Annotated in this window: 15 protein-coding genes and 7 pseudogenes; 15 read left to right on the top strand and 7 right to left on the bottom strand. The window is 34.6% G+C overall.

Translation table 11 applies throughout. The features are described 5' to 3' along the window. The first annotated feature begins 4 nt into the window (after window positions 1-4). The 3 genes and pseudogenes from N7U66_RS11260 (at window position 5) to N7U66_RS11250 (ending at window position 1,731) form a co-directional block, all read left to right on the top strand. Window positions 5-385: a TraR/DksA family transcriptional regulator gene (locus N7U66_RS11260; RefSeq protein ID WP_267675387.1), complete on the top strand. Its 381-nt coding sequence runs from the start codon at window positions 5-7 to the stop codon at window positions 383-385. 59 nt (window positions 386-444) lie between these two features. Further along, on the top strand, window positions 445-1,071 hold the full coding sequence (locus N7U66_RS11255) for a DUF4097 family beta strand repeat-containing protein (protein ID WP_267675386.1): 627 nt from the start codon (window positions 445-447) through the stop codon (window positions 1,069-1,071). Window positions 1,072-1,097: 26 nt separating this feature from the next. Next, window positions 1,098-1,731 (top strand): annotated as a pseudogene (locus tag N7U66_RS11250) (lipoprotein signal peptidase). A gap of 15 nt (window positions 1,732-1,746) precedes the next feature. On the opposite strand, the gene N7U66_RS11245 reads toward N7U66_RS11250, so the two are convergent. The 7 genes and pseudogenes from N7U66_RS11245 to N7U66_RS11215 all read right to left on the bottom strand — a co-directional run bounded on the left by N7U66_RS11245 (window position 1,747) and on the right by N7U66_RS11215 (window position 6,637). Beyond that, window positions 1,747-2,163 carry a response regulator gene (locus N7U66_RS11245; RefSeq protein WP_267675385.1) on the bottom strand — a complete coding sequence of 139 codons (417 nt, stop codon included), beginning with the start codon at window positions 2,161-2,163 and terminating at the stop codon, window positions 1,747-1,749. A 16-nt stretch (window positions 2,164-2,179) separates the two neighbouring features. Beyond that, on the bottom strand, window positions 2,180-2,974 hold the full coding sequence (locus N7U66_RS11240) for a sensor histidine kinase (protein WP_267675384.1): 795 nt from the start codon (window positions 2,972-2,974) through the stop codon (window positions 2,180-2,182). Between the two features lie 105 nt (window positions 2,975-3,079). Continuing rightward, the gene (locus N7U66_RS11235) at window positions 3,080-3,625 is read right to left on the bottom strand and encodes a PAS domain-containing protein (RefSeq protein WP_267675383.1); all 546 of its coding nucleotides are present in this window, start codon (window positions 3,623-3,625) and stop codon (window positions 3,080-3,082) included. 89 nt (window positions 3,626-3,714) lie between these two features. Next, window positions 3,715-4,280: pseudogene (locus N7U66_RS11230) on the bottom strand (5-formyltetrahydrofolate cyclo-ligase). 10 nt (window positions 4,281-4,290) lie between these two features. Further along, window positions 4,291-5,269 (bottom strand): annotated as a pseudogene (locus N7U66_RS11225) (succinylglutamate desuccinylase/aspartoacylase family protein). Between the two features lie 12 nt (window positions 5,270-5,281). Further along, window positions 5,282-6,152 (bottom strand): annotated as a pseudogene (gene rimK, locus N7U66_RS11220) (30S ribosomal protein S6--L-glutamate ligase). Between the two features lie 53 nt (window positions 6,153-6,205). Next, on the bottom strand, window positions 6,206-6,637 hold the full coding sequence (locus tag N7U66_RS11215; RefSeq protein WP_267675382.1) for an ATP-dependent zinc protease family protein: 432 nt from the start codon (window positions 6,635-6,637) through the stop codon (window positions 6,206-6,208). A gap of 104 nt (window positions 6,638-6,741) precedes the next feature. On the opposite strand from N7U66_RS11215, the pseudogene uvrC reads away from it, so the two are divergent. From uvrC to N7U66_RS11170, 12 genes and pseudogenes are all read left to right on the top strand, one after another. Continuing rightward, a pseudogene (gene uvrC / locus N7U66_RS11210) lies at window positions 6,742-8,545 on the top strand (excinuclease ABC subunit UvrC). Then, window positions 8,546-9,049, top strand: coding sequence for a patatin-like phospholipase family protein (locus tag N7U66_RS21860; protein ID WP_313791186.1), 504 nt, complete (start codon window positions 8,546-8,548; stop codon window positions 9,047-9,049). 20 nt (window positions 9,050-9,069) lie between these two features. Next, a complete protein-coding gene (locus tag N7U66_RS21855; RefSeq protein WP_313791185.1) occupies window positions 9,070-9,378 on the top strand; it encodes a patatin-like phospholipase family protein in 309 nt (102 codons plus the stop codon). A 10-nt stretch (window positions 9,379-9,388) separates the two neighbouring features. After that, entirely contained in the window at window positions 9,389-10,744 is a 1,356-nt protein-coding gene (locus N7U66_RS21850; RefSeq protein WP_313791184.1) for a hypothetical protein, read from the top strand. 288 nt (window positions 10,745-11,032) lie between these two features. Continuing rightward, entirely contained in the window at window positions 11,033-12,193 is a 1,161-nt protein-coding gene (locus tag N7U66_RS11200) for a homogentisate 1,2-dioxygenase (protein WP_267678520.1), read from the top strand. Window positions 12,194-12,326: 133 nt separating this feature from the next. Continuing rightward, window positions 12,327-13,490 (top strand): 4-hydroxyphenylpyruvate dioxygenase, encoded by a 1,164-nt coding sequence (gene hppD, locus N7U66_RS11195; protein WP_267675381.1) that lies wholly within the window; start codon window positions 12,327-12,329, stop codon window positions 13,488-13,490. Window positions 13,491-13,640: 150 nt separating this feature from the next. After that, the gene (locus tag N7U66_RS11190) at window positions 13,641-14,429 is read left to right on the top strand and encodes a DUF3108 domain-containing protein (RefSeq protein ID WP_267675380.1); all 789 of its coding nucleotides are present in this window, start codon (window positions 13,641-13,643) and stop codon (window positions 14,427-14,429) included. Continuing rightward, window positions 14,429-15,353 (top strand): annotated as a pseudogene (locus N7U66_RS11185) (tryptophan 2,3-dioxygenase family protein). Before N7U66_RS11190 ends, N7U66_RS11185 begins: the two are co-directional and overlap by 1 nt. After that, on the top strand, window positions 15,311-16,453 hold the full coding sequence (locus tag N7U66_RS11180; RefSeq protein ID WP_313791183.1) for a M23 family metallopeptidase: 1,143 nt from the start codon (window positions 15,311-15,313) through the stop codon (window positions 16,451-16,453). Before N7U66_RS11185 ends, N7U66_RS11180 begins: the two are co-directional and overlap by 43 nt. 47 nt (window positions 16,454-16,500) lie before the next feature. Then, the gene (locus N7U66_RS21845; RefSeq protein WP_313791182.1) at window positions 16,501-16,638 is read left to right on the top strand and encodes a hypothetical protein; all 138 of its coding nucleotides are present in this window, start codon (window positions 16,501-16,503) and stop codon (window positions 16,636-16,638) included. A gap of 1 nt (window position 16,639) precedes the next feature. After that, window positions 16,640-18,284, top strand: a pseudogene (gene pgi, locus N7U66_RS11175) (glucose-6-phosphate isomerase). 253 nt (window positions 18,285-18,537) lie between these two features. Further along, the gene (locus N7U66_RS11170; protein WP_313791533.1) at window positions 18,538-20,442 is read left to right on the top strand and encodes a TonB-dependent receptor; all 1,905 of its coding nucleotides are present in this window, start codon (window positions 18,538-18,540) and stop codon (window positions 20,440-20,442) included. Window positions 20,443-20,476 lie beyond the last annotated feature (34 nt).

The following is a 20,476-nucleotide window of genomic DNA, read 5'->3' as shown; positions in this document are numbered from 1 at the left end:
TAGTATGGCAGATGATAATACAGTAAGATATTCAGATAAAGCATTAGCTGAATTCAAAGTCTTAATTTTAGAAAAAATTGAAAGCGCTAAGCATGATTTAGAGTTAATAAGAAGTGCCTACATGAATGATCATGATAATGGAACAGATGATACTTCGCCACAGTTTAAAGCGTTTGACGAGGGCAGTGCGGTCATGAGTAAAGAGTCTAATTCACAATTAGCTATTAGACAAGAAAAGTTTATTCGCGACCTAAAAAATGCATTAATTAGAATTGAGAATAAAACTTATGGTGTTTGCCGTGTTACTGGTAAATTGATCAATTCTAAACGTTTGGAATTAGTCCCTCACGCCACGTTAAGTATTGAGGCCAAAAACATGCAGTAATCGTGCTAAGGCACATTAAATTATAAACGCTTCAATGAAAATTGAGGCGTTTTTTATTCATGAATAAATTCGTTTTTGTTATATTTTTAAGTCTGTCGCTTCCATGTCAAGCGCAAAAAGTTATAGAGCAAAGCATTGAGAATACCGCTATAAAAACCGTGGTGATTATTGATGATGCTATTTTTAAAATTAAAATAGCTACGACACCGCGCAATAAGGGAATTCAATTGGAATCTAAAATTGATGGAGAATATGCCAAGGATATTATCCTGTTAACAGAGATGAAAAATGACACATTGTTTATTTCAAGCATGTTTCAGCCTTTTTTTGAAAGTAAAAACGATAAGTTAAGTGCACACAAAATAGTTTCTGTTGAACTGGTTTTAGTCCTACCCGAAAACTTATCAGTTTATGCTAAAAGTGCAATTGCATCAGCAAAAATAAAAGGAAGGTATAAACGACTTACACTAGAATTTGCCCAAGGAAATACGACTATAAAAAATTTTATTGGTGAGGCAATTGTCAATTCAGTTAATGGAGACATTGCTATAGAGTCTAATTATGCCTTAGTGAAAACGTCTTCGAAAACAGGTGTTGTGAAAGAGGAGCCTTTAAATAGTGGCATACACCATATTACGCTAAATACTATAAATGGGAATATTAGCGTAACTAAAACTAAAAAATAACTCTATTTTTGTATCAAATCTATAGTATGTCCTTAAAAAAAGCCTCGATTTTAATTATTGCTATTTTGCTTATAGACCAGTTGAGTAAAATTTATATAAAAACACATTTTCAACTACAGGAGTCTGTGGCGATCTTTAGCTGGCTTAAAATCTATTTCGTAGAGAATGATGGGATGGCTTGGGGTACGACATTGCGTGATATTATTCCTTTTATGAGTGATAAAACAGCAAAATTAAGCTTAACCCTTTTTAGAATAACAGCTATTTTTGGGATTGGTTATTGGTTATTGCACGCTATAAAAAGACAACAATCGAATGTTTTAGTTATCGCTTTAGCTTTTATTTTTACTGGCGCTTTAGGCAATATTATAGATTCTGTATTTTATGGTATTTCGTTTAACGACAGTTACGCACAGGTCGCACAATTTTTACCAGGAGGAGGGTGGTTATGGACGTGTTTTTTATGGTAATGTTGTAGACATGTTGTATTTGCCCATTTGGGAAGGGAATCTACCGGAATGGATACCTTATTGGGGCGGTCGTTATTTTATGTTTTTTGAACCCGTATTTAATATTGCAGATGTCGCGATAAGTATTGGTTTTGCAATTTTGATTTTATTCAATAATAAAGCGTTTCCTAAAACACTTGAAAACGACTAAATGTACAGGTGCTATTTAGTCGGTTGGTTTACAGAAGATGTTTTCTAATTCAGAGATATTAATGGGCTTTATTAAGTAGTCTTTTACACTGGATAATGATTTTGCGCGATTCACATCTAATGGATTGATAGAAGAGCTAACGACGTAAAGTGTAATGACTTTGTTGAATTTATTCTTTATTTTGGTGAATCGTTCTAGAAATTCCCAACCATCCATAACGGGCATGTTGAGGTCTAAGAATATAATTTCGGGAATGCTGTCTTCTTTCATGTTCTCCATCAATGCCTCAAAATATTCAATACTTTGTTTTCCATTCCTAAAAATCATCAGATTTTCACAGAGCTTTTTAGTTTCAATAATTTTCTTAACTAAATTGACATACACTTTATCATCATCTATAATGCAAGCTAGTTCAACAGTAGGAGACTTCATAGGGCTATTGAGTAAGTTAAAATTGTATTTTAAATGTGGTGCCTTGATGTAGGGTGCTGTCTACAAATATTTGACCATTGAGCGATTCAATTTGGTTTTTGGTAATAAACAAACCAATGCCTACAGCGTCTTTGTTGTAATGAAAAGTTTTATACATACCAAAAAGCTTGTTTCCATATTTTTCTAGGTCTATACCACTACCATTATCACGCACTTCTAAGAAGTGATTATTATCTAAAACGTAAGAGTTAATTCTAATTTCAGGGGCTCTATCTGGATGTTTGTACTTAATAGCATTCGTGACTAAATTTAGTAAAATGCTTTCTAAATAAGCTGGGATATAATCAATAGCTGGTAATGCCGAAAAATCGCCATGAATTTGGGCGTTACTTTCATTAATAATCCCGCCAATGGATTTCTTTACATTATTGAGTGTTGACGAAAAACTAACCTCTAATTTATTTTGGCTGGTCTGAGTTTGAATGGTCACTATCTCATTTAAATGATCTATGGTGGTGTTAAGACTTTCAGATATATCTTTTATACTAGACAGCAATTCTAACTTCTCATACACCGTTTCCACGTCATCAATGAGTTGAGTAATTAAAGTAAGATTACTGGTATGAGAACGTAAATTATGTGAGACAATATGTGCAAAATTAAATAACCTTGAGTTTTGTGAAGCAATAATATCGGAGGTTTTTTGAAGGGTAATGACCTTCAATTTTTCGTCGTCGATATCTTGAAACACACCTCTTACTCCAACCACTTCTTTATCATCATTATAAACAGGTTTTCCAACCGCTTTCACCCGAATGCTCTCCCTTTAAACGTTAGCATTTTAATCTCAGCTTCAAAAGGGATGCCTGCCATGGCACATTTAAAAAAATAATCGGCAGCTACTTGGTGATACTCTTTAGGAAAAAATTGCGAAGAATTTTTTAATGAAGGAATGTAGCCTTCTCGGATATTCTAAAATCTTTCCGGTTTGGTCGTCCCAATAGCTTTTTCGGTTTTTAAAATCCACATACCAACTTCCAGTAGAGGTCATTTCGGCGCTTTCGCGGTAATAAAAATAATCCTTTTTTACTTTTTGACTGGTTTTAAATTTTCTTTCGTTAAAGAAAATAACCGGAGCATCTCCATGGGCGTTTATAGGTAAATTATCATTGGTTAAACAAATAAACTCTTTATACTCTCCATTTTTGCACTTAATAGAGATCACTTGTTTAAAATCAAGATGGTTTCTTACTAAACTAAAAAAATTGTCTCTAAAATTAGCCCGATGATCGCTATGAATAAGGTGATTTAAAAAATAATCCAACTTGATTTCAACATCTTCAGGTTCATACCCTAATACCTTCAAAAAAGCAGCAGACCAATTACTAGTATTGTTATGAAGCTCCCAATAGCCAATATCAAGGTCGTCGATTACGTTTTTAAAAAGTTGATTGGGTCTCATTTTAGACACTTAAGTGATTTGGGTTAATAGATCAAATATAGAATAAAAATACAATTTAACGACAAAAATAGCATTTTATCGATAAAAAGCTACTTAAATGTAAGAATATTCTTCGGCGATATGCAAAAATCAAGTGGGATATCGGTGATAGACACATCTGTAATGAAGTTTTCAGGCTTAAAAAAGGACAGCCCTATTTTTATGGTGTGGGGTTTACAACCCGCTAAAAATTTGTCGTAGAACCCTTTTCCATACCCCACACGATTACCCATTGTATCATAGGCTAATAACGGTACAAAAACGACTTCTATTTTTAAAGGGTCAATTTCAATACCATCCACAGGTTCAGGAATGTTATGGCGGTTTAATTTTATTGTAGTCGCATCGGTTAATAAAAAATGCTGAAGTGTTCGTGTTTCAAAATTACTTTTGGAAATCACAACATTTTTATCTTTACCGAAAGGATGTTTAAAATATAATCGGTATTTACTTCTTTTTGATTTTCAATAGCCAAAAAAAGATGATAAAAACTAAATTGCCAAATGTCCAATTTGAGGAGTTGATTGGCGATGTCAATGCTTAAATCATGAATCACTTCATCAGTTAACCCTTTACGAAGTGTTTTATATTTTATTCGTAATTCAGCTTTAGTCATGGCCTAGAAATTAGTCTGATAATTTAGTTGAAATATGGAACAAAGCATCGCCTTGATAAACTATGGGAGATTCATTTACATTGATAATATAGCCCTCATAGGAGGCTTTTACAAAGTGATTAAACTTTCCATAAGGATCTGTTATATTACCTATAATCTGTCCTTTTTTTACTTTTTCGTTTATTTGAATGGAGGCTTTGAACATCCCTGAGAAATTAGCACGAATCCATCGGCTTTCAGCAATAAATATGGGCGCCTCTTTTGGTCTCGGACACTTTAAAATTACTTCTTAGCATGCCGTAGTGATGCAAGATACGTTTGGCGCCATTGACGCCCGTATTTGTAATGTTGTTGTCTATATGAATCGATTTCCCGCCTTCAAATAATAAAATAGGCTTACCCATTTTATTACAAGTATTTCTAAAGGATTTCGCAATATTATCTGAATAGAGCACAAATGGGGCACCAAAAATTTGAGCAGCAATATCAAAATCGGCATTGCCTTTAGCGATTCTAACCTGAGGCGCATTATAACGCATCGCACCACCAGTATGAAAATCTAAAACAAAATCAGTATGTACTAAAATTTCGGTAGTTATAGTATAAGCAACTCTGCTTGCCAAGGAACCTGTTTTACTACCTGGGAATACCCGATTTAAATCGCGACCATCTCGGAAATTCACGCTCCATATTTATAAATCCAAAAATATTGAGAACTGGAATACAAATGGTTGTGCCTGTTTTTGGTTTATTAATACCTTTGGCTATGATTTGTCTAACAATTTCAACACCATTAATTTCGTCACCGTGAATCCCTGCCGTTAATAATATGATGGGCCCTGGTTTTTTAGAGCGTTCAATAATGATAGGAACATCTACTGGAGTTCGGGTGTGTAATTTGGCCGATTAAAACTTATTTCTTTACTCTCGCCAGGCTTAATTATTTTTCCTAAAATTTTTAAGTCGTCTTTATTTTGAATTACTGCCATTAAAAAAAACGGTTAAACATTTCGCTCAATAAAACGAATGATAGTCGATGCGATGTCCTTTTTAGTAGCCGCTTCTATGCCTTCTAATCCGGGAGAAGAATTGACTTCTAATATTAACGGGCCACGAGACGATTGTAGCATATCTACACCGCAAATACCTAAACCAAGTGATTTAGCAGCTTTTAACGCCGCATTTTCTTCCTCATCGGTGAGTTCAATAATATTCGCACTACCACCTCTATGTAAATTAGATCTAAACTCACCTTCTTTTCCTTGTCGTTTCATAGCGCCAACAACCGTTCCATCAACGATAAAGGCACGAATATCTGCTCCTTTAGATTCTTTAATAAACTCTTGAACAATCACTCGGGCCTGCAATCCATTAAACGCTTCAATTACAGATTCTGCAGCGTTATTAGTTTCAGCCAATACAACTCCTAATCCTTGAGTACCCTCTAATAATTTAATCACTAATGGAGCACCTCCTACATAATCAATCATACTTTGTACATCTTTTGCATAATTTGAGAACACTGTTTTTGGCATCCCTAAACCTGCTCTTGAGAGTACTTGTAGACTACGAAGCTTATCGCGAGACCTTACCGAGAGATTGAGATTCTACGGCTGAAAACACTTTCATCATTTCAAATTGTCTCACTACAGCTGTCCCATAAAAGGTTACAGAGGCTCCAATTCTAGGTATAATAGCGTCTGCCTCCAAAGTTCTTCCTTTAAAAATAACTTTAGGACTTTTCTTCTCAATAATAATATCGCACATTAGAGGATCGATGATTTCAACTTCATGCTTGCGTTTTTTGGCAGCCTCAACAAGACGTTTCGTGGAATATAAATGTGCGTTTCTAGATAAAATTATTATTTTCATTGTTCTAAATTGATATATTATTATTTATTAAAATAGTGCTTGGTGAGGTTGTCTTATTTAGAGAGCAACTTTTTATCATAAGATAAGTTTTTTAAATTGATGTCTACAAGAAATTTTTTAGAAAGAAATTTACGACCAATTAAAATAGGGTATTTCATCTCGTCTCGAGTACTTAAGGTGAGGTTAATTTTGTATTTCTTATTAAAAAGTATCATTGTTGTATTAACCATATACCTGTTTTGAACCATTCCATTACTACTTTTCACTTTGGCTGTAGAATAGTTTTTAAAAACGATGATTTTTCTATTGTAATTAGGATGTTCTTTATCAAAAAACAGACATTTAAGTACATTATCTTCTTCAATTACTTTATGACAGTGCATAGATGAAGTAAAGGCACCTGTATCAATTTTTATATCTATATCAAATAAATCAAGAGTAGGAAAATCTGCTTTATCTATTCTGCCTATTATTTTTTTTGGCATTTTTAAAAGTTAAATTTAAGATGCAAAGTAACAAAAACTTCAATTAAATTAATCTTGTAATCATAATTACTATCCAAAATATTTTTAAGTATTACCTTTGAGACATGAGTATACTCGCTTTAGACATACAACTTAAAACCATTCCAGAATCCCCTGGAGTGTATCAATATTATGATGTTGACGGCGTGATAATTTATGTTGGTAAAGCAAAAAATTTAAAAAAACGGGTAACATCCTATTTCACTAAAACACATGATAACGGTAAAACCAGAGTACTAGTTAGAAAAATTGCCGATATAAAACACATTGTGGTAGAGACAGAAAAGGATGCGTTGTTGTTAGAAAACAACCTGATTAAAAAATACAAACCGAGATATAATGTCTTGCTAAAAGACGACAAATCGTATCCTTGGATTTGTATTAAAAAGGAACGCTTCCCTAGGGTGTTCCCAACGCGCCGCGTTATTAAAGATGGCAGTGAATATTTTGGACCGTATACCAGTATGAAAACGGTAAAAACGTTGTTGGATTTAATAAAAGGGCTTTACTCTTTACGCACGTGTAATTATAAATTAGATCCCGAAAAAATAGCCGAAGGTAAATTTAAAGTGTGCCTAGAGTATCATTTAGGAAACTGCAAAGGGGCTTGCGAAGGTTTAGAAAGCCAAACAAGTTATCATGAAAATATTACGGCTATAAGAGAGATTTTAAAAGGAAATTTTAAAGAATCACTAGGGCAATTTAAAGTGCAAATGAAAGCTTTAGCCGAGGAGATGCATTTTGAAGCCGCTCAAAAAATTAAGGAAAAAATTGAAATTTTAGAAAATTATCAAGCCAAATCTACGATTATTAATCCTAAGATTAGTAATGTGGACGTGTTCTCTATTGTAAGTGATGAAAGTTATGGCTACGTCAATTTTTTACAAATTTCATACGGCTCTATTATACGTTCTCATACTTTAGAAATAAAAAAGAAATTAGACGAAACAGATAAAGAGTTATTAGAACTGGCCATTATTGAGTTAAGAGCGCGTTTTAACTCTAATTCTAATGAAATTTATGTGCCATTTAAAGTAGATGTTGGTCATGATGTTAAGGTGTCATTACCGCAATTAGGCGATAAAAAGCAAATTTTAGAATTGTCTGTTCGAAATGCGAAGTACTACAGGATGGAGCGTTTTAAACAAGTTAAAATAACAGATCCGAGACCGTCATGTTACACGCATTATGGCACAAATGCAAAAAGATTTACGCTTAAGTGAGGAGCCAAGACATATCGAATGTTTTGACAATTCCAATATTCAAGGGACCAATCCCGTAGCTGCCTGTGTGGTATTTAAAAACGGAAAACCCAGTAAAAAAGACTACAGGCATTTTAATATAAAAACGGTTGTAGGTCCAGATGATTTTGCCTCTATGGAAGAAGTGGTTTATAGGCGCTACAAACGGTTGTTGGAAGAAAACGAGCCATTACCACAATTAATTATAATTGATGGTGGGAAGGGGCAATTGTCTTCAGCTTTAAAAAGTTTAGATGCTTTGGGTCTACGTGGCACCATCGCAATTATTGGAATTGCTAAACGTTTAGAAGAATTATTCTATCCAAACGATCCAATTCCCTTATATTTAGATAAAAAAAGTGAAACGCTTAAAATCATTCAACAATTAAGAAACGAAGCGCATCGTTTTGGTATAGAACATCATAGAAATAAACGTAGTAAACAGGCATTAAACACAGAGTTAGCGACGATCTCCGGTGTGGGAGAAAAAACAATTATAGATTTATTAAAGGTTTTTAAATCTGTAAAACGCATTGCCAATGCTAAACTAGATGAACTTGAAAATGTTGTAGGAGTGTCTCGGGCAGAGAAGGTATATAATCACTATCATAAAAACGAAAATTATTAAATGAGATACGTTATCATTGTCATATTATTACTATTAAGTGCCGAGGCTTACGCACAAAATATTGAAAACAGAGAGCCTAAGGTGGGATTGGTTTTAAGTGGTGGTGGCGCTAAAGGGTTGGCCCATATAGGAGCTTTAAAAGTAATAGATAGTCTTGGGATACGTATAGATTACGTGGCAGGTACAAGTATGGGAGCCATTATTGGCTCCTTATATGCCTCCGGTTATTACGGTAAGCAATTAGATTCAATTTTTAAAACGGTAAATTTTGATAATATTATTACAGATAATATTCCACGTGAAGCAAAAACATTTTATGAACGGGAAAATGATGAAAAATATGCGGTTATACTCCCCTTCGATGATTTTGAAGTCAAGCTTCCTTCTGCCTTGTCACGTGGGCAAAACACCTTTAATTTGTTATCTAAATTGACACTTCATGTTAGCAATGTTGAAGATTTTAGTAAACTACCCATTCCTTTTTTTGTCTCGCTACCAATATAGAAAATGGCCAACCCGTCATTTTGGATGAAGGTAATTTAGCGCAAGCAATAAAAGCCAGTGGTGCATTTCCATCTTTGTTCCAGCCAGTTTTAATTGATGATCAACTATTAATAGATGGTGGGGTGTTAAATAACTACCCTATAGATGAACTTCGAGCAAAAGGAATGGATGTTATTATTGGTGTGGATGTACAAGATGGATTAGCCAATAGAAGCGATTTATCATCGGCGCCTTCCATATTATTTCAAATAAATAATTTTCGTACCATAAATGATATGAAAACAAAAGGGCCTAAAACAGATATTTATATAAAACCGAGATATTACTAAGTTTACAGTTGTGTCGTTTAGTGATGGACCTAAAATCATTGAAAACGGGAAAATCGCGGCCAAGATTAAAATAGATGAACTAACAGCATTGCGTGAAAGACAGATAAAAAAACCCACTGATTTTAAGGTAGAAAATACACCAGATAGCCTACAGATTAATTTGATATACTTTGAAGGTCTTAAGAATTATACCATTTCTTATGCCTTAGGTAAGCTAAAATTGAAACCCTTTGAAAAAGTGAGTTATGATCGGTTTATTAGTGGTACGAATAACCTTGTAGCCACTAATAACTTTGATAGTTTCACCTATAAACTGGTGCCATCGACTTATGATGGTATACAGGGTTATGATCTTTATACAGAGATGGTTGAAACAAAAAAAACAGCGTCAATAAAGTTTGGGCTGCATTATGATGGTTTATACAAAAGTGCTTTATTAGCTAATGTAACAAAGACACAGCTTCTATTTAAAAATGATGTCCTATCATTAGATTTAATTATGGGGGATAATGTACGATACAATTTTGAATACTATATTGATAAAGGGTTTTATTGGAGTGTTGGTGTTAAATCTCGCTATAATGAATTTAATAAAGGTGTCGCCGCCTCAGCATTACTTACACCGGAGCAGCTTGCGATTGCAGGAGTAAATCAACTGGGAGTCAAAGTTACAGATTTAACGAATAAGATTTTTTTGCAAACGCAATATGAGAATGATTTAACGCTAACACTAGGAGCAGAACATAAACGTTATAAAATCACCACCGAAACGGTCATTTCTTCTTCCAGTGAAAATAATACCGTATTCGACAAAAGCGATTACGTGAGTGCCTTTGCTAACTTGAGATTTGACTCTTTCGACAATCGTTATTTTCCAAATAATGGCATCTATTTTAATAGCGATTTTAATTTTTATGGCTATTCTTCAGATTTTAACAAGGACTTTTCGGAGTTCTCCGTGTTAAAAGCAGATCTTGGATATGCTTATAGCTTTTCCTCAAAATTTAGTGCTAACCTATTCGTTGAAGCAGGAGCTAAAATTGGGGCTGGTGATAACACCTACTTAAATTTTGTTTTAGGGGGGTATGCCGGAAATTTTATAAATAATTTTGAAAGTTTTTACGGTTACGATTATTTGTCAATACCAGGAAATAGCTTTTTAAAGGGCACCTTGGATGTGGATTATGAAATTTTTAATAAACATCACATCACATTGGCAGCAAATTATGCCAATGTTGCAAATGATTTATTTAGTTCGGAAGATATAGAATGGTTCTCAATTCCTAATTATTCCGGATATGCGGTAGGATACGGCATAGAAACCTTTTTAGGTCCTATAGAAGCGAAATATACTTTTTCTCCGTGAAAACAGTCAAGATTATTGGTTTTTCAATATAGGATTTTGGTTCTAATGGAATGGTGTAGTTGTAAAACAACAAAAATTGAAAGCACTTTTTAAAGGGGTTACATTTTATTAACTCCAAAAAAATGCCGATATTTGTTTACAATGAAATACTTCGGCAAGACATACTATCCTTTTTAAAATTTCTTATTAAAAGAAATCCAGAATGATTTTGTAATTTTCTTTTTCGCATTTAAATAAGTTAAAAGCATGGCTTTTAAACTTTATTTTTTTAATTTAAAACTGAAGAAAATGCCACTTTATCATAAATTAGGAAACATTCCACACAAAAGACACACCCAGTTTAGAAAAGCTGATGGGTCTTTATATTACGAGCAATTATTTGGTACTATTGGGTTTGATGGGATGAGCACAAATTCCTATCACGAACAAAGACCAACACAAGTAAAAGAGATTAAAAAGCAATACAGCGTTGCTCCAAAAATTGCTAAAAAAAACCATCTACAATCCTATCGTTTTAGAGGCTTTCAAGTCAAGCCGGAAAGTGATTATTTAGAAAGCAGGAAGGCTATTTTAACAAATAGCGATTGTACGATTATTCTAGCGGCACCAAAACACTCTACTGAAGATTATTTTTATAAGAACTCTGATGCAGATGAACTTATTTTTATTCATAAAGGTTCCGGGAAACTAAGGACGCACTTAGGGAATCTTGATTTTAAATATGGCGATTATTTAATAATTCCTAGAGGTATTATTTATAAAATGGATTTCGATACCGATGACAATCGTTTATTCATAGTAGAGTCACGCAGGCCTATTTATACACCAAAACGCTATAGAAACTGGTTTGGTCAATTACTAGAACATGCCCCCTTTTGTGAACGCGATATTAGAAGACCTTATGAGCTAGAAACCAATAATGAATCTGGTGATTTTTTAATGAAAATTAAAAAGCAAGACGAAATTTTTGACATGGTCTATGCCTCGCATCCTTTTGATGTTGTAGGTTATGACGGGTATAATTATCCCTATGCTTTTTCAATCCATGATTTTGAACCCATAACCGGACGTGTGCATCAACCACCTCCTGTGCACCAAACATTTGAAACAGATGCTTTTGTAGTCTGTAGTTTTGTGCCACGGTTGTACGATTACCACCCACAAAGTATTCCTGCGCCTTATAACCATAGTAATATAGATAGTGACGAGGTATTATATTATGTCGATGGTGATTTTATGAGTCGAAATGATATTGATCAAGGACATATTTCTTTACATCCAGCAGGGATACCACATGGACCACACCCTGGTGCAACAGAGCGCAGTATTGGTCACACTAAAACTGAAGAACTAGCAGTAATGGTTGATACATTTAAGCCGTTAATGGTTACAGAAGAAGCGTTGAAGATTGCTGATGAAGCGTATTATAAATCATGGTTAGAGTTTTAATTGGATGCATTTTTATTCCTGTGAAATTCAGGAGCCCACTTAAATAAATTAAAAGCTATTTCCTGCTTTTGGCTATATCTTTTGGGAAAAACAAAAAAGGATGTCGCTACAATCAGGGCTAAAATAAATGACAATGAGTAAAAAAGAAGTACAATCAGTAAACTACGGTTTAGAAAAAATATTTGAGGGCGCACAAGATTTCTTGCCGCTTTTAGGAACAGATTATGTTGAGTTTTATGTGGGTAATGCCAAGCAGGCAGCGCATTTTTATAAAACAGCATTTGGGTTTCAGTCCTATGCTTACAAAGGCTTAGAAACTGGTTCAAGAGATACCGTTAGTTATGTTTTAAAACAGGATAAAATTCGTTTGGTTTTAACTTCCCCGTTAAACAGTAAATCTAAAATAAACGAGCATATTGTAAAACATGGAGATGGTGTTAAGGTTGTGGCGCTTTGGGTGGAAGATGCTAGAAAATCTTACGAAGAAACCACGAAGCGCGGCGCGAAATCTTTTATGGAGCCATTGGTTGAAACAGATGCGTATGGGGAAGTAGTAAGAGCAGGGATTTACACCTACGGGGAGACCGTTCATATGTTTGTTGAGCGTAAAAATTATAAAGGGACTTTTATGCCTGGTTTTGAGGCTTGGGAGAGTGATTACAATCCGGAGCCGGTAGGTTTAAAATACATTGATCACATGGTTGGTAATGTGGGCTGGGGACAAATGAATACCTGGGTAAAATGGTATGAAGAGGTTATGGGCTTTGTTAATTTCTTATCTTTTGATGATAAACAAATCCATACCGAATACTCTGCATTAATGAGTAAAGTGATGAGTAATGGTAACGGACGTATTAAATTCCCAATTAATGAGCCAGCAAAAGCGGCTAAAAAATCACAAATCGAAGAGTATTTAGATTTTTATGAAGATTCGGGGGTGCAGCACATTGCAGTCGCCACAGACGATATTATAAAAACGGTGGCACAACTAAAATCTAGAGGCGTAGAATTTTTGCCACCACCACCGCAAGCCTATTACGACGATATTCCAAGGCGCTTAGGGGTGCATATGGACATGATGAAAGAAGACATTAAAGAACTTCAAAGATTGTCTATTTTGGTTGATGCCGATGAAGAAGGGTATTTGCTTCAAATTTTCACTAAACCAGTAGAAGATAGACCCACATTATTCTTCGAAATTATTCAACGTATGGGTGCACAAGGGTTTGGGGCAGGAAACTTTAAAGCCTTATTTGAATCTATTGAGAGAGAACAAGCAAAGCGAGGAACATTATAGCTTTATATGTAATTTCAAATAACTATAAAAAAATGTCATCTAATATACAGATGACATTTTTTTGTTTTCTATTTTTGGAATAGTAATTGTAATTAACAAGATGAAACAATATTTGTCAGCATTTTAAGTTGATATTAATTACGAAAGACTATGAAAAAATTACTCCTAATAATATTTACGCTCGCTGCATTTAATAATGCGGTTGGTCAAACAAAAGAAGGCGCTTTTAAAGATGGCGAATGGTTCAAATTTAAAATGAGCTACAGTGGTTTTTTTAAAGCAGGAAATGCCACCCTTCAGGTTAATGAAGCCAATTTAAATGGAAAGCCAGTGTTTCATGTTGTCGGTAAAGGTTGGACCACAGGAGCTATAAAATGGGTTTTTAAAGTAAAAGACAGATACGAGAGTTATTTCGATGTGCATTCAATTGTACCTTATAAATTTATTAGAAACATTGATGAAGGGGGGCACAAGAAAGATATAGAGATTGATTTTGATCAAATAAATAACAAAGCACTCGTTCATAATAAAAAACACAATACTAAAAACATAGTAGATACTAAGCCAAACATACAAGATATGGTATCCACATTTTATTATTTAAGAAATAAATTAGACATTTCTTCCTTGAAAGAAGGCGATGAAATAAAGTTAGACATGTTTTTCGATCAAGAAAATTATGGTTTTAAATTGAAATATCCGGGTGAAGAAACCATCGAAATTGATAATGGTAATGATGTAGAAGCTTTAAAATTCAGACCCTATGTCATGGCAGGGCGGGTATTTAAAGAAGAAGAAAGTTTAACCCTTTGGGTTACAAAAGACAAAAATAAGATACCTTTACGTATTAAAGCCGATTTAGCGGTGGGCTCTTTAAGAGCCGATTTAGTAGATTGGAGAGGACTAAAACATCCTTTTAAAATGATTATAAAAGAGTAATGAGTTTAGATAAAAATACGACCGACCAACTAATAGATAAATATCAAAACCTTGGCCAAAATGTAAATACGCATTTGGAAGGGTTGTTGCACAGCAAACCCATAGATTATTGGGATTATATTCAGACCGATGCGCTGTTGAATTTGCAAGTACAACGTACAACGTTGCCGAGATGAAATGGTCTTTTTAATGTATCATCAAGTCAACGAATTGTTGTTTAAAATGGTGCTTTGGGAAATCGATCAAGTCGCAAAAAAACAAGACATTACAGCTTCTTTTTTTGAAACTAAAATCATGCGTATTAGCCGGTATTTCGATGTGTTAACGTCGTCTTTTACCGTCATGAAAGATGGTATGGATGTTGAACAATACAATAAATTTCGCAATACGTTAACCCCTGCCAGTGGTTTTCAAAGTGCCCAATATAGAAAAATTGAATTTGCAAGTACAGAACTTATTAATTTAATAGACAACCGCTTTCGGGCAACTATTGATAGAAATACGTCTTTCGAGCATGCGTTTGAGCATTTATACTGGCAAGCAGCAGGAAAAGACTATAAAACAGGTAAAAAAAGTTACACATTAACAGTTTTCGAAGAGAAATACAAAGACGAATTTATTAGATTTGCGGAATTCTATAATACACACAACCTGTGGACGATTTTTAAAAAACTACCACAAGAGGTTAGAGAGGATAAAGATTTAATTAAAGCCATGCGCCACTACGACTATACGGTCAATATTACATGGGTTATGGCACATTATAATACAGCCAATCATTATTTAAATATTGGTGGTAAAACAGCAGAAGCAACAGGAGGAAGCGAATGGGTAAAATACATGCATCCAAAATATCAAAAACGAATTTTCTTTCCGCATTTATGGAGCACTCAGGAATTGGACGATTGGGGAAAAAACATTTAATACTTTTAATACTTTTAACAGCGCTCTATAGTTGTAAGGAAGACGTTGAGGTGCCTGTAAAAGCGCCTGATACTGTTGTAGTAGAAGCCCCCAAAGAGATCTACGAGTTTGGCTTCAAGTTAAATGATTACGTTGTTAAAAGAGACACGATTCAAAGTGGCGATACGTTTGGGAAAATACTAGAACGCAACAATATTTCGTATCCAAAAATCTTTGAAATAAGCGAAAAAGCGAAAGATAGTTTCGATATTAGAAAATTACAATTGGGTAAGCCGTACACCTTGTTGTGCACAAACGATTCTCTTCAAAGTCCTAGATGCTTCATCTACCAACCCAATAAAGAGGAATATGTAGTTATCGATTTTCAAGATTCCATTAAAACCTATACAAGGAGAAAACCAATAAATTATGTTGAAAAAGAAGTGTCGGGGGTTATCACCTCTAATATTTCTGAAGCCATGGAAAAACAAGGAGCAAGCGTTATCCTAGCTTATAAGATGAGTGATGTTTACGCATGGACTATCGACTTTTCTAGATTACAGGTTAATGATAAGTTTAAGGTGGTCTATACTGAAAAGTATATCGATGATACTATTTATGCAGGCATTGATAATATCAAAGCAGCCTTTTTTGAGCACAATAAAGAACCGTTCTATGCCTTTGAATATGAAACGGATTCGGTACTCGGTCTTACAGAATATTTTAATGATGAAGCAAAAAATTTACGTCGGGCCTTCTTAAAAGCCCCTGTTAAATTCAAACGCATTTCATCACGCTATAATTTAAACAGACGTATTTCTCTATATGGCAATCGTGTTAGAGCTCATAAGGGAACAGATTTTACAGCGGCATTGGGCACACCAATTTTAGCAACCGCTAATGGTACGGTTATAGAATCTAAAAAACGAGGCGGTAACGGCAATTATGTGAAAATCAAGCATAACGCGACGTATACCACGCAATATTTACACATGAGTAGACGAAAAGCGAAGGTTGGACAATTTGTAAAACAAGGCGAAGTGATTGGTTATGTGGGTATGACAGGGAATACTTCGGTCCACATGTTTGCTATCGTTTCCGGAAAAACGGGAAACAAGTAGATCCTTTCAAGCAAAAATTACCCGAAGCCAAACCCATTTCAGACAGCTTGAAAACAGAATTTTTAGAGTTTATTAAACCTATAAAAGTACAGTTAGATCGAATAAAATACCCGCTTAATCCAATAGAAAAAGATACCACCAATACGCTTTTCAATAATAACAAACTCATTTCAGAAGTTCATTAAAATGGCACTACCAACGGTTAACCCAACAACAACAAACGCTTGGAAAGCATTACTTAATCATTTTGAATCTGTAAAAGATTTAAAAATGAAAGCTCTTTTTTCTAAGAACAAAAACAGGGCAAACACGTTTACTATTGAGTGGGATGATTTTTACGTCGACTTTTCAAAAAACAGAATCACAGAAGAGACCTTTAAATTATTGTTAGATTTAGCAGATGAGGTAAAGTTAAAAGAGGCGATACAGGCGTATTATACAGGAGACCCTATTAACCAAACGGAAAACAGAGCGGTCTTACATACTGCACTACGTGGAAAAAAAGCAGACACGGTCTTAGTTGATGGAAAAAATGTGATGCCGTAAATTTTTGATGTGAAATCAAAAATGCAAGCCTTTAGTGATGCTATTATTGAGGGTAAGCGAAAAGGGTATACTGGTAAGGCATTTACAGACGTGGTGAATATTGGTATAGGAGGTAGTGATTTAGGTCCGGCAATGGTTGTAGAATCCCTGCAGTACTACAAAAATCATCTCACGACACATTTTGTAAGTAATGTGGATGGGGATCATGTTAACGAAATCATTAAAAAACTAAACCCTGAAACAACGTTATTTGTAATTGTTTCAAAAACCTTTACCACTCAAGAAACCTTGTCAAATGCAACGACTTTGAAAGCGTGGTTTTTAAAAAGTGGCTCACAACAGGATGTCGCAAAGCACTTTGTGGCGGTCTCAACAAATATCGAAAAAGTAAAAGGCTTTGGGATAGACGCGTCTAACATTTTCCCTATGTGGAACTGGGTTGGAGGGCGTTTCTCTTTGTGGAGTGCCGTTGGATTAACCATTAGCCTAGCCGTAGGTTTTACTCATTTCAACAGTCTTCTTAAAGGTGCTAACAAAATGGATCGTCACTTTCAGGAAGCAGATTTCAAAAGTAATATTCCTGTTGTTTTGGCATTACTTAGTGTTTGGTATAATAATTTTTTTAAAGCCGAAAGTGAAGCCGTCATTCCCTATTCACAATACTTAAATCAGTTTGCTACGTATTTGCAACAAGGCATCATGGAAAGCAATGGCAAAAGTATTGATCGTAATGGCCATAGGGTAAACTACGAAACAGGAACGATTATCCGGGGCGAACCTGGCACGAATTCACAACATGCTTTCTTTCAGTTAATCCACCAAGGCACAAAATTAATTCCAGCAGATTTTATTGGTTTTGGGGAGAGTCTTTATGGAAACGAAGACCATCACGATAAACTCATTTCAAACTATTTAGCCCAAACTGAAGCGCTTTTAAATGGTAAAACGGAAGCTGAGGTTCTAAATGAGTTAAAAAAGCAAGAGGTCTCTTTAAAAGAAATTGAAGCCCTTCTGCCTTTTAAAGTTTTTGAGGGTAATAAACCTACAAACTCCATCTTTATAAAAAAACTAACGCCGGAAAGTTTGGGGTCGCTCATAGCAATGTACGAGCACAAAATTTTTGTGCAAGGCATTATCTCGGAATATTTTTAGCTACGACCAGTTTGGTGTTGAATTGGGGAAACAGTTAGCCAGTAATATATTAAAAGAATTCGATTTTAACACAAATACGAATCATGATGCTTCTACTCAAAATCTTTTAGAATTCTACAAAAAAATAAGATAAAGACTGTTGAAAAATATGTTAATAGGTTTTTATTTATTAAACATATAAACAGATACTTAGTAAGTATATTTGCCCTGGTGTAAATATGTTAACGTTAAGTTAATATATAATGTTTAATAATACGTATTTTTGCCGAAAATTTAAATCAATTAATTTTAATTTAACAAAATGAAGAACAATTTCAAATTTTTGTTTTTTGCAGTGTCGTTATTATGTTCTGCAATTACAATGGCTCAAAGTACAGTAACAGGTACTGTATTGGATCCGTGAAACTAATTCACCTTTACCTGGTGTAAATGTAATAGAGGTCGGAACATCAAATGGAGTTTCTACAGATTTTGACGGAAAGTTTAGCATAACTACAACTAAAACAATTGCGACTTTAGCAGTGTCTTATGTTGGGTTTTTAACTAAAGAATTTGAAATCAACGGAGACACAAATTTAGACAACATTACTTTAGCTTCTAACCAAGTTGGTTTAGAAGAAATAATGATTGTTGCCTCTGTCGCAGTAGACAGAAAAACACCTGTTGCAGTTTCAACAATTAAAGCTGCAGATATTTCTTTAAAATTAAGTACTCAAGAATTTCCTGAAATTTTAAAATCAACTCCAGGTGTTTATGTAACAAGAGCTGGTGGTGGTTACGGAGACAGTAGAATAAATCTTAGGGGGTTTAGTTCTGAAAATGTCGCAGTAATGATAAATGGTGTTCCAGTAAACGATATGGAAAATGGCCGTGTATATTGGAGTAACTGGGCAGGCTTAGGAGATGTAACGTCTAGAATGCAAGTTCAAAGAGGATTAGGAGCCTCTAAAGTTGCCGTGGCATCAGTAGGAGGGACAATAAATATTATAACAAAAACAACGGATGCTGAACAAGGGGGTAATGTTTCTACGAGCATTGCAAATGACGGTTATTTGAAATACGGGATGACCTATTCAACAGGGTTATCCGATAATGGATTTGCTGCAACAGTTAGTGCCTCAAAAATCTCTGGTGACGGTTATGTAGATGGAACTGAGTTTTCAGGTTATAATTATTTTGTTAGTTTATCACAACAATTAAATGAGGCACATAGGTTGTCTTTTACTGCTTTTGGAGCACAGCAAGAGCACGGTCAGCGTTTTAATCGTGGTACTATTGCAGAATTGAAAGACACCGATTCGGGGCCAAAAAAAGCGAATAGAGACTGGGGTTATAAAAACGGTGAAGTGTATCACCAATCATATAATTTCTATCACAAGCCTCAAATGTCTTTAAATCATTTGTGGAATATAAACGATAATTCTGCTTTGTCTACTGCAGTATATGCTTCTTTCGGTTCAGGAGGTGGACGAAGAGATGAAGGTGCTAAAATTGGATCTGATGATTATAGAATAGGACAAACAGGCTTACAGCCAATTGATTTTGACCGTGTTGTTGCAGAGAATCAAGCGAATGGGGTGAATGGATCAAGCGATATTATTTCCTCTTCTAGAAATTCTCATAAGTGGTATGGCGTTTTGTCTACTTATAAAAATGACGTTACTGATGCTGTAACCATTTCGGGAGGTTTGGATGCACGTTATTATGTTGGATCACACTGGTATGAAGTGGATGATTTATTAGGAGGACAATATTTCTTAGACAACGAAACGAATACTTTTGCTTATGGTAAAGCGCTTACTGTTGGTGATAGATACAATAAGGATTATGATGGTATTGTGCTTAGATCAGGCTTATTTGCTCAAGCAGAATTTCAAGTTAGTGAGTCATTCAACCTATTTGTTGCTACAGACGTGTCTAATACCAATTATAAAAAAGAAGAATTCATGAGTTCTGACATTACTGGTAGTAGAACTTCCGAAGCTGTTGACTTTATAGGTTATGGCATTAAAGGTGGTGGTAACTATAATATAGATGCTGTTAACAATGTGTTCGCTAATGTAGGTTACTTTTCAAGAGCTCCATTTTTAATTGGAGTGTTTTTAGATGAAGATACTCCGGAAGCAAATGAAGAAGCTGAAAACGAAAAAGTATTTAGTGTAGAATTAGGATATGGTTTCCGCGAAGAGAAGCTTAGTGCTAATGTGAATATATACTATACGCAATGGTTAGATAAAACAAATTCGGGTCAATTGGTACGGGTGATAACATATTTTTCTATAACTTATTAGGAATAGATGCTCTACATCAAGGTGTCGAAGTTGA

Source organism: Lacinutrix neustonica (genome assembly GCF_026625145.1).
GTDB lineage: Bacteria > Bacteroidota > Bacteroidia > Flavobacteriales > Flavobacteriaceae > Lacinutrix > Lacinutrix neustonica.
The sequence above is the reverse complement of the archived record's forward strand: the minus strand, read 5'-3'. Positions and strand labels throughout refer to the sequence as shown.